General features: G+C 44.1%; 15 protein-coding genes. 9 read left to right on the forward strand and 6 right to left on the reverse strand.

What is annotated here, in order from left to right:
• Nucleotides 1–133: 133 nt before the first annotated feature.
• From Xkoz_RS18485 to Xkoz_RS18510, 6 genes are all read right to left on the reverse strand, one after another.
• Nucleotides 134–544 (reverse strand): hypothetical protein, encoded by a 411-nt coding sequence (locus Xkoz_RS18485; RefSeq protein WP_099143413.1) that lies wholly within the window; start codon nt 542–544, stop codon nt 134–136.
• Nucleotides 545–546: 2 nt separating this feature from the next.
• Nucleotides 547–948 (reverse strand): hypothetical protein, encoded by a 402-nt coding sequence (locus tag Xkoz_RS18490; RefSeq protein ID WP_099143414.1) that lies wholly within the window; start codon nt 946–948, stop codon nt 547–549.
• A 50-nt stretch (nt 949–998) separates the two neighbouring features.
• Nucleotides 999–1,460, reverse strand: a complete 462-nt coding sequence (locus Xkoz_RS18495) for a hypothetical protein (RefSeq protein WP_099143415.1) — start codon at nt 1,458–1,460, stop codon at nt 999–1,001.
• A 32-nt stretch (nt 1,461–1,492) separates the two neighbouring features.
• Nucleotides 1,493–1,654, reverse strand: a complete 162-nt coding sequence (locus tag Xkoz_RS26470; RefSeq protein ID WP_099143416.1) for a host cell division inhibitor Icd-like protein — start codon at nt 1,652–1,654, stop codon at nt 1,493–1,495.
• A gap of 5 nt (nt 1,655–1,659) precedes the next feature.
• Nucleotides 1,660–1,941, reverse strand: coding sequence for a hypothetical protein (locus Xkoz_RS18505; protein ID WP_099143417.1), 282 nt, complete (start codon nt 1,939–1,941; stop codon nt 1,660–1,662).
• Between the two features lie 324 nt (nt 1,942–2,265).
• Nucleotides 2,266–2,880: a helix-turn-helix domain-containing protein gene (locus tag Xkoz_RS18510; protein ID WP_099143418.1), complete on the reverse strand. Its 615-nt coding sequence runs from the start codon at nt 2,878–2,880 to the stop codon at nt 2,266–2,268.
• Between the two features lie 148 nt (nt 2,881–3,028).
• On the opposite strand from Xkoz_RS18510, the gene Xkoz_RS18515 reads away from it, so the two are divergent.
• The 9 genes from Xkoz_RS18515 to Xkoz_RS26475 form a co-directional block, all read left to right on the forward strand.
• The gene (locus Xkoz_RS18515) at nt 3,029–3,280 is read left to right on the forward strand and encodes a transcriptional regulator (protein ID WP_099143419.1); all 252 of its coding nucleotides are present in this window, start codon (nt 3,029–3,031) and stop codon (nt 3,278–3,280) included.
• A 61-nt stretch (nt 3,281–3,341) separates the two neighbouring features.
• Nucleotides 3,342–3,563 carry a hypothetical protein gene (locus Xkoz_RS18520; RefSeq protein WP_244183517.1) on the forward strand — a complete coding sequence of 74 codons (222 nt, stop codon included), beginning with the start codon at nt 3,342–3,344 and terminating at the stop codon, nt 3,561–3,563.
• Between the two features lie 249 nt (nt 3,564–3,812).
• Complete coding sequence (locus Xkoz_RS21425) at nt 3,813–3,980, forward strand: hypothetical protein (protein ID WP_167386628.1); 168 nt, start codon at nt 3,813–3,815, stop codon at nt 3,978–3,980.
• On the forward strand, nt 3,974–5,593 hold the full coding sequence (locus Xkoz_RS18530) for a DEAD/DEAH box helicase (RefSeq protein WP_099143421.1): 1,620 nt from the start codon (nt 3,974–3,976) through the stop codon (nt 5,591–5,593). Before Xkoz_RS21425 ends, Xkoz_RS18530 begins: the two co-directional genes overlap by 7 nt.
• Nucleotides 5,590–6,570: a DUF7146 domain-containing protein gene (locus Xkoz_RS18535; RefSeq protein ID WP_099143422.1), complete on the forward strand. Its 981-nt coding sequence runs from the start codon at nt 5,590–5,592 to the stop codon at nt 6,568–6,570. Before Xkoz_RS18530 ends, Xkoz_RS18535 begins: the two co-directional genes overlap by 4 nt.
• The gene (locus Xkoz_RS18540; protein ID WP_244183518.1) at nt 6,567–7,427 is read left to right on the forward strand and encodes a helix-turn-helix domain-containing protein; all 861 of its coding nucleotides are present in this window, start codon (nt 6,567–6,569) and stop codon (nt 7,425–7,427) included. The genes Xkoz_RS18535 and Xkoz_RS18540 overlap by 4 nt, the downstream gene beginning before the upstream one ends.
• Complete coding sequence (locus tag Xkoz_RS18545; RefSeq protein WP_099143424.1) at nt 7,420–7,824, forward strand: antiterminator Q family protein; 405 nt, start codon at nt 7,420–7,422, stop codon at nt 7,822–7,824. Before Xkoz_RS18540 ends, Xkoz_RS18545 begins: the two co-directional genes overlap by 8 nt.
• 115 nt (nt 7,825–7,939) lie before the next feature.
• Nucleotides 7,940–8,254 (forward strand): hypothetical protein, encoded by a 315-nt coding sequence (locus tag Xkoz_RS18550; RefSeq protein WP_208615307.1) that lies wholly within the window; start codon nt 7,940–7,942, stop codon nt 8,252–8,254.
• A gap of 173 nt (nt 8,255–8,427) precedes the next feature.
• A partial coding sequence (locus Xkoz_RS26475) for a DNA adenine methylase (RefSeq protein WP_208615308.1) occupies nt 8,428–8,580 on the forward strand: 153 nt, incomplete at its 3' end.

Here is an 8,580-nt window from a genome sequence, read left to right on the forward strand (position 1 = left end):
TTAATTTGACGTGAATAAATGCCTTTCGTTTTCTTTCAAGCAAAGTTGATTGAGTCATTTTTTATTCCCCATTTTTAGGGTGAGTGTTTCCCCAGCGATAGCGCTGTAATTAAATTTGTTTTGTTATTTTTTATTATTCTAATTCGGCTATTTGTATTTCTAACTCAGTTATCGTTATATGTAATGAGTTAATTTTATTCATTGCTTTTGAATACTTCTTCTGTAGAGCTATCTTTTCTCTTTCGCGCCTGACGCGGGCTTTCAGTTCTTCCAGTACCTGAGCATGTCGCTCTATAAACTCAGGGCGCATCTCACCATTGCGTAATGCAGGGGTGCCGTCTTCCTGAATGACTTCTTCGGCAGGGAAGTTGCTTGGTCTGTCTTCTGCATTGAACTGCTTTTGCGCCCGAACGTAAGCCAGTTTATTCAGTGCGCCTTTCTCACTCAGATATGCTTTGTTAGCACCGCGAACAACATAGACTTCACGTGGTTCTATCAGAATTTCCAGATCAGTTGCGTTCTCAATGGGTTTAAATGTTTTCATAATTAATTAATTCCTCTGACTTGCGCTATTTCTTGCCCCGCTGCAATAATATATTCTGATATTACGACCAGTGCAGTAGTGGTATCATCATCTTCTCCGGCATCAATAAGATTACTTATTAACACTCTCGATCTTTCAATTGCATTTTTAGCTAGTTCTAATTCAATTTTTAAATCAGAGCATGTTTTTTTTGTTTCAATAATTGAATCAAGAATGCAATCTAATTCGTTAATGTCTTCATATTGATCCATTGATAATCTACGGACGGCGCGTAACATTACGTGAGTATCAGAGTTAGCTTCATTTTCAACTGCCGTTAATAACGGCACTAATATAGCCTGCATTTCTTCATTAACTTCAAGTATATTCTGCAAATAAGATTTACCGCCAATTAATTTATTCATTTTTTAATTCCTTATTATCTGTCATGTAATATTTTTTGTTATTTATCCTATCAATCAGCAAAATCAGGCCAAATTTTATTATTAATACTGTCATGGTAAACATAAGATATAATTTCGCCTTTTTTATTAATCAGTTTATATTTATTATAAATACTATTATCTTTTATTTTAACTAAATCAAGATCACAATGATCTTTGTAAATTTTAGCCAGTTGCTCTATAAACCCCTCATTAGCAATATTACTATTAGAAAATTCAATCTGGATATTCCATTTGTTATAAAACAATTCAGCCAAATCAAAATCTTTTTCTTCTTCTTCAAATGATTCAGCCACGATGCTAGACAGTGACACATCTTTTATACTAACAATAACATCAACGTCTGTTGGATAAAATCGAGAAAGAACAATCTCCAATCGATCTTTGATTCTCTCCTCTGGGTTGTCAAAAAAACCTCCATCACCTAAAATTTTATTTGCATCATTTTGGTTTAAAACGATTGATAGTTTCATTCTGGGTTGCCTCATAATTAATATTATTTATCTCAGTTACGATTAACTATCTGCCCCATCCAGCCTAAAATTACATGCGTAGGAGCTAGTGACTTTCTCGCTTCCTGCTCATTAGTTGCCTGAGCCTTAATACATATAGGGCGGCTTTGTTTCATGTTGGAGCGCTCTATTGCGCCGAAGATAAAAGTTTTCATGATTTTCACTCAATGAAATTTAGTATTTTTACTAACTCTGGGTGATTATTAATAATGGATTTTGCTTGATCATTTGCGTCATTTAAACTTTTAAACGCATCAACTAATATCATCAGCTTTCCATTTTTGATATATAAAGAATATACCGTTTCAGTTCCGAAACGCCCTTTATGTAGTGAATGATTAGTATGTTTTTTGTTTCTATAGTTAGCTGAATATAAATCAACAATGTTGTATTTCTGAACAAGGTCTAAATTATAATTTGTGGATTGCGTGCAACTTTCCATTAGCCCCTCCGGCTGAATATACTGTTTCTAGGAGTTTGGTTGTCTTTTCCGTGCTGCTTGTAAATATAATATCTATAGCGGTTACCATGTCAACCGCTAAAGCGATTATTTTTTTATTTGTTCTCCTGAAACGTGATTAGTATGTTGATTTTTATGAAATTAAATAAAGAGATTATGTTATTGCAAATAGGAAATAATTAATGCAGTATATTACTGTATGTGTGTACAGTTTAGGAGGGTGAAATTGCCTCAGCTAATTAGAATAGGAACAGGGAGGTATGCAACTCCCGTCCCAGATAAAGAAATGGTAGAGAAGGATAAAGATCAGCGATTTTTCATGTTTCGGAGGAGGTATACAACGACACCGAGAACTTCAACATCTGAGTTTCCAATATCAATTAGCGGTACACGGGTATCATCAACAGACAGATATCCATGAGAGCCGCCTTGAATAAACCTATAAATTGATAACATGTTGTTAACTCTGGCATATATTAGGTCATTTGTTCCTGCTGTCTCATTACTATCAATAACTATAATGGTGCCCGCAGGAGCTTCCGCGCATCCACTATTAACTTGTAGTTTGTATGCTTTACAGGTATTGGATTCCACTAAATTCGGGATCATTATCTGCTCGCCAGTAGGTATATCCTCTTCGTATATATCAACTAAAAACATCCCGTTATATTCAATTAGCTCTATGTCATTTTTTTCTGATTCACTACTTTCTTCCTCTCTCATTGGCTCCTTTCCATCGGACAACCATTCCGGACGAACACCTAAAACACGAGCGATATCAACGAGCCTAGTAGTGCGACTTGCGGTTCCGGAGGTTAGCTTCCATACGCTGGATTGAGCCATTCCTACAGCCTTAGCCAATGAACCTTGGCTAAACCCGCCTTCATGCATTGCTCGATTTAGCCTTTCTGTGAATGTCATTTTCTTTACCTTTGTGAAATCGTTAATAAATTTCTTGATGCATTCATTATATCGCCATAGCGATAATAAATCAAAATCGCTATAGCATTTGATTATTGTTCTACCATTTGTATAATAGCTATAGCGATTAATTTGATGTGAGAGGATCATGAACAACACGGCAATAGAAAAAGCGATAAGAAAAGCGATAAGACTTTGGGGTAGCCAAAGGAAATTTGCAGAGCACATAGGTAAAGCTCAGTCCACAGTCAGTGACTGGTTGACAGGGAAGAAAAAAATCTCACCAGAGAATGTGGTGCTTATTGTTGAGGCAACTAACGGCGCAGTTCAAGCCCACGAGTTACGCCCCGATCTGCCTAAAGTGTTTCCGCCGCCCGCAAAACATGGCCATGTTTCCTAATTTCACCAAAGTCACCATGCCATCGCATTTCTACCCTAACGATGGCGCATGGATACAAGAAATGTTGGCGAAGCTGAGAGCCAGCACCAGAGCAAAGATCACCGCGAAGTACTCAGAAGTGTATCAAGCAGCATGGGATAGCGAGCCAGTCTCATACCGGAAAGACAACGCAGCACGACGGGCAGCAAATATCAGGCTTAGAGAGTTTGTCACGAAGTATGAGAAGGCGGCACAGGGTTATACAGAGCAGCCGAAGACAGTAAATCAACAATCAAAAAATTAAGGGGATGAGATGTTTAGACGCTTAGATGGCTATACGCATTTTCTGGGGAAGAGGGGAAAACTTTCTAGGGGGGTTTGGGGGGTGATCTTTGAAAGGGGTGTTAGGGAAGGCACAGCCAAGAGGAAGAACTCAGATCTTAATGTAGATCACTGTAGGGGTTACAAAATGGGACAGGTGGCTAGACGGCTAAATAGGAATAAGAAAAAGGCTTGTCCTCTGGCAGTGGAAGTTATTCAAGTGGAGGCATCAATGTTAACAAAGAATAGCAATGGGGTGGGGCGCAAGAAGCCGAACGGTAAGACTTTGGCAAATGGAACCGTATCGGCTCTTGCAACGGGTATCACCAGAAAGCAATTCCCTGACACGGAGTATCGCACGACGGCGCCGAAAAATAAACAGGGGGCGATCTCATGTTGAACATCACACCTAACTTTGCACAGGAACGCGCGTTAAACATGCTGCGTCAGGGCTGGAAACAGCACCGTACTTTTATGGTGTACAGTCCCACAGGTTCGGGCAAAACAGGGCTGGCGGCTTTCGTTACTGACGGTTATGTATCCCGTGGAATGCGTGTCATGTTTTGTGTGCCGTATACGATCCTCGTAGACCAGACGGCAACCCGCTTTATCGAGTATGGCTTACCTGAGCGCGAAATCAGTTACGTCTGGCGTGACCATCCCAACTATGACCCAACCCGACTGATTCAGATTGCCTCAGCCGATACCATTATCCGCCGTGAGTTTCCCGACAATATCGATTTACTGATTATCGACGAGGCGCACTTACGCCGTAAGCGGATGCTGGAAATTATCCGTGACAGTGACTTTCCGGTAATCGGGTTATCGGGCACACCTTTCGCCCCGTTCCTTGGTCACTACTACGAAAAACTGATTAAGCCCACCACGATGAAAGAGCTGATTCAGCGTGGAGATCTGAGCAAGTACGAATTCTATGCGCCCACCAAGCCCGATTTAAGCGGCGTAAAAAGCAATCAAAGTGCTGAATACGGCAGTGATTACAAAGAGGCGGAGATTGCTGAAATCATGTGCGGCTCTGATCTGGTCGGGGATATTGTCAGCAACTGGCTGGCGAATGGTAATAACCAGCCAACCATTTGTTTCTGCGTGACGGTCAGCCATGCCAACTTTGTGACCGTGGAGTTTAATCGTGCAGGGATCAACGCCGATATCATTACGGCCGAGACCCCCCATGAAGATCGCCAGATTATCATTCACCGCTTCGAACAGGGCGCAACAAAAGTGATTGTGAACGTAGGCACCTTGATTGCGGGGTTTGATAGTGATGTCCGGTGCATCATTTATGCCCGCCCTACGAAGTCAGAAATCCGCTGGGTTCAATGTCTTGGCAGGGGCTTGCGTACCGCACCGGGCAAAGAAGCCTGCCTTATCTTCGATCACTCCGGTTCGGTTCACCGTCTCGGCTACCCGGACGATATCGAATATGACGAGCTGCCCCGTAAGAATGACGGCATGAAAACCCGCTCCAGCGACAGGGAGCAGGAGAAGCGGGAGAAATTACCGAAAGAATGCCCGTCCTGCCACTACATGAAACCGGCGGGGGTTTATGTCTGCCCGAAGTGTGGCTTTAAGCCGCTGATGGGTGAAGACATTGACGTCGACACCAGCCGTACTATCAAAAAACTCGACCAGAAAGCGCGGGTCTATACGCAGGCCGAAAAACAGAGTTTCTACTCGCAGTTGAAGTATTACCAGAACCAGCGTGCCTCACAGGGCAAGGCGATCAGTGACGGCTGGGTATCAAATACCTTTAAAGACAAGTTTGGCGCTTATCCGCGTGGATTGCATGACACCCCACAAGAGCTAACGCCCGAAGTCAGTAATTTCATCAAGCACAAACAAATTGCCTTCGCGAAATCCCGCAAAAAAGCGGAACAGGTGCAACCGTCCAGCAACGAGCAGCAGGAAATGCGCCTTGAGGTTGCTCATCAAAAAGTGCGCGATATTCGTGAAAAATTGGGCAGACCATCACATCAGGGAGACAGGCTGTGAACAGAATAAATACGACCGAGGCTGTTATTGGGCACTGGCCTAAAGTTTTCGCCTATTACAAATTACCGCCCGTGACAGGCAAGAAACACTTCAAAGGGAAGTGCCCAATCTGTAAGCAAAAGGGCAAATTCCGCATTGATGACCGTGATGGGCGCGGAACCTTCATTTGTACCTGCAATGCCGGGGACGGCTGGGCACTACTGAGATTGACTCAGGGCAAAGAATTTAAGGTGCTGGCCGATGAGATTGATCAGCTATTGGGTATTCAGCGTGAAAACGTGATACCGAAACCCAAAGTGAGCACAGTCGCAGATAACCGCCAAAAGATAATCACCCTTTACTCACGCATGCCGGAACTGAAAGGCACCTCAGCGGAAAAATACCTTCAAAGCCGGGGGATCTACAGCAATCAGCCTATTGAACAAATCCGCTTCTGTAAAAAGCAGCCGACATACCAAGGGGATTATCAGGCGATGTGGGCATTGGCAACGGACTCACGCGGTCAATTATGTTACCTGCACCGAACCTATTTGGATGGGGATCGGAAAGCGCCGCTGGACGTGACAAAGAAAATGATGTCACTACAGGAAGACAGCTATCTGGCGCACGCTGAATCGGTGGCTATTCGGATGTTCCCGGTAGCTTCCACACTGGGGATTGCTGAGGGCATCGAGACAGCACTGTCCTGTAAGCAGATTTACGGGGTGAATACGTGGTCAACCATGAATGCCGGACATATGGCTAAATTTCTCGCTCCCCGTGGCGTTAAGCACCTCATTATCTTTGCAGATAACGACTGGAGTGCAACCGGGGAAGCGGCGGCCTATGCCTGTGCCACTAAAAATCTGAAAGCAAATAATGACATAGAGCGTGTCAGTGTGAGATACCCCGATCTGGGGGATTTTAACGACCTGCTCCAGAACGGTTGTCAAGCCAGAGAAAGAGAATTTATGAAAAAGCAGCGGGAGACAGCATAATGATGGACAACACAGCACACAAAACCCTTTTCACTATCCCTGAGCCTCGTTACAGCACGGCACTGGCAACGGTGAAGCCGCTACCGGTTCAGCGCAAAATCACCGGCAACAAACAGGTGGATGCTTACCTGTGGGTACTGGCAGTCATTAAGACCAATGAACCCGCCCACCTTGAGGCCGCTGAGGAAGCCTTGAAGAAGCTGAAAATCACCCCCAAGGCAGCCCAGCAGAAATACTCTGATTACCTGATGAAATCGGGTGCACATCCTTTCCAGATAGCCTTTGGCACCATGAGCATGGATAACCCGCAGGGTTATATTGATCGGGCAAAAGAACAGATTAAAAAAGCCAGTCAGGTGAGGGCATCTTTTGCCAGCTACGAAGCCGCACTGGAACTGACCGAACCGGAGAAATTAATGCTGGTGGGGGAATTGGCAGACATTTATGAGCCTTTCTACTACTGGAACGAAACAGAAAAGGCAGAAGGATGTATGCGCGGTGATCGTGTTAACGAAACTGAGAAATTGCGAAAAGCAACGGCGAAAGGCTTTGCTGAACAGCTCCCCGAACCGCATACCCTGTCTGATGTTGTTCGTGAATTCCTTTACTGGGACTGGTTATATCAGATGCGCAACGTGGCAGACAAAGAGCTAAATCCGGGCGGATACGGTGATGAGCGGTATTATATCTATGACCGGGAAGATTATCTTGAAGGGAAACTCGCCACCATTCAGCCGATAAGCCGTCAGGAAGCGATAGACGTCTGCAAATGGGTGTTAGAAGAAGAGCGGTTCCATGATCATGAGCTGACCGACAGCATTATCCTTAATCTGGTGGGGGAATGTGTTGATGCGTGACATTCAATTGGTATTGGAGCGCTGGGGTGGATGGGCAGCAAGTGGACACAGCAGTATCAATTATTCATCTATTGCGGCAGGCTTCAAAGGGTTGCTGCCTTCCACGTCAAAATCAAGGCTATCTTGCTGTGATAACGATGGCATTGCTGTAGATAGCGCGGTAGGACGATTAATCAAATCAGGGCGTACAGATGAGTTTGAGTTAATCGAATTGCATTACATCCACGACATTTCGAAATCAGAAATAGCCAGAAAAAAGAAATGCTCTGAGGGCAAAATACGTCAAAATCTTATGGTCGCAGAAACCTTTATAGAGGCCTGTTTGATCATGGCAGGGGTGACGTTGGAAATGGATAGCTGGACGCATAAAGCCATCCCGACAGAAAAAATAGCATAAAGGCTTTTCGTAACGAAATTTACGGTATATCGTGATAAGAGTAATAGCTATGTCACCAGCTTATTGAATTCCCAGACCTCGCTTCGGCGGGGTTTTTCACTTTCTGGAGGAACGCATGTCTTCACCAATCACAGAATCCTTAGTTATCTGTCCTGCATCTGAACAACCCACACTCGATATGGATGGCAAAGAGGTTTTGATCTACAACCCCTGCGATGGTTGGCATATTGGTTACGTCAGATTTTTCGACGGGGAATACGGCGGTATCTGGCCGTGGATTGGATCGGAGTTCGAACCTCGGTATTTCTATGTTGCATGGGCACTTTTGCCGGATGGCTTGAAAATTGGTGATGCTTTCGAAGACCAAAGCGCGACACCAGAAGAGCATGATCGCCACTGGGCGGCAAGAAAGATGCCGAACGGGAAATAGTATCCATAGCCCCGCACTCGCGGGGTTTTTTCACATCTGCAATCCTAACTAATTGATATTCATCCGATACCGGAATTCCGATAACGGAACTAATTCAAGGCTGCGCATGGCGTGGCTTTTTTTTGTTTTCTGGCTGCGCCAATAAATAGAGTGGAGGGATAAGGGTGAAATACATGGGAAGTAAATCACGTATCGCAAAATATATTGCGCCATTCATTCTAGAGCAATTAACAAAAGAGACGGTTTATGTCGAGCCGTTTGCGGGCGGCATGAACATGGTGAGTCATATAAATGATTCTCACACGGGTACAGTTATTGCCTCTGAT

The sequence above is a fragment of the Xenorhabdus kozodoii genome (assembly GCF_002632875.1).
GTDB lineage: Bacteria > Pseudomonadota > Gammaproteobacteria > Enterobacterales > Enterobacteriaceae > Xenorhabdus > Xenorhabdus kozodoii.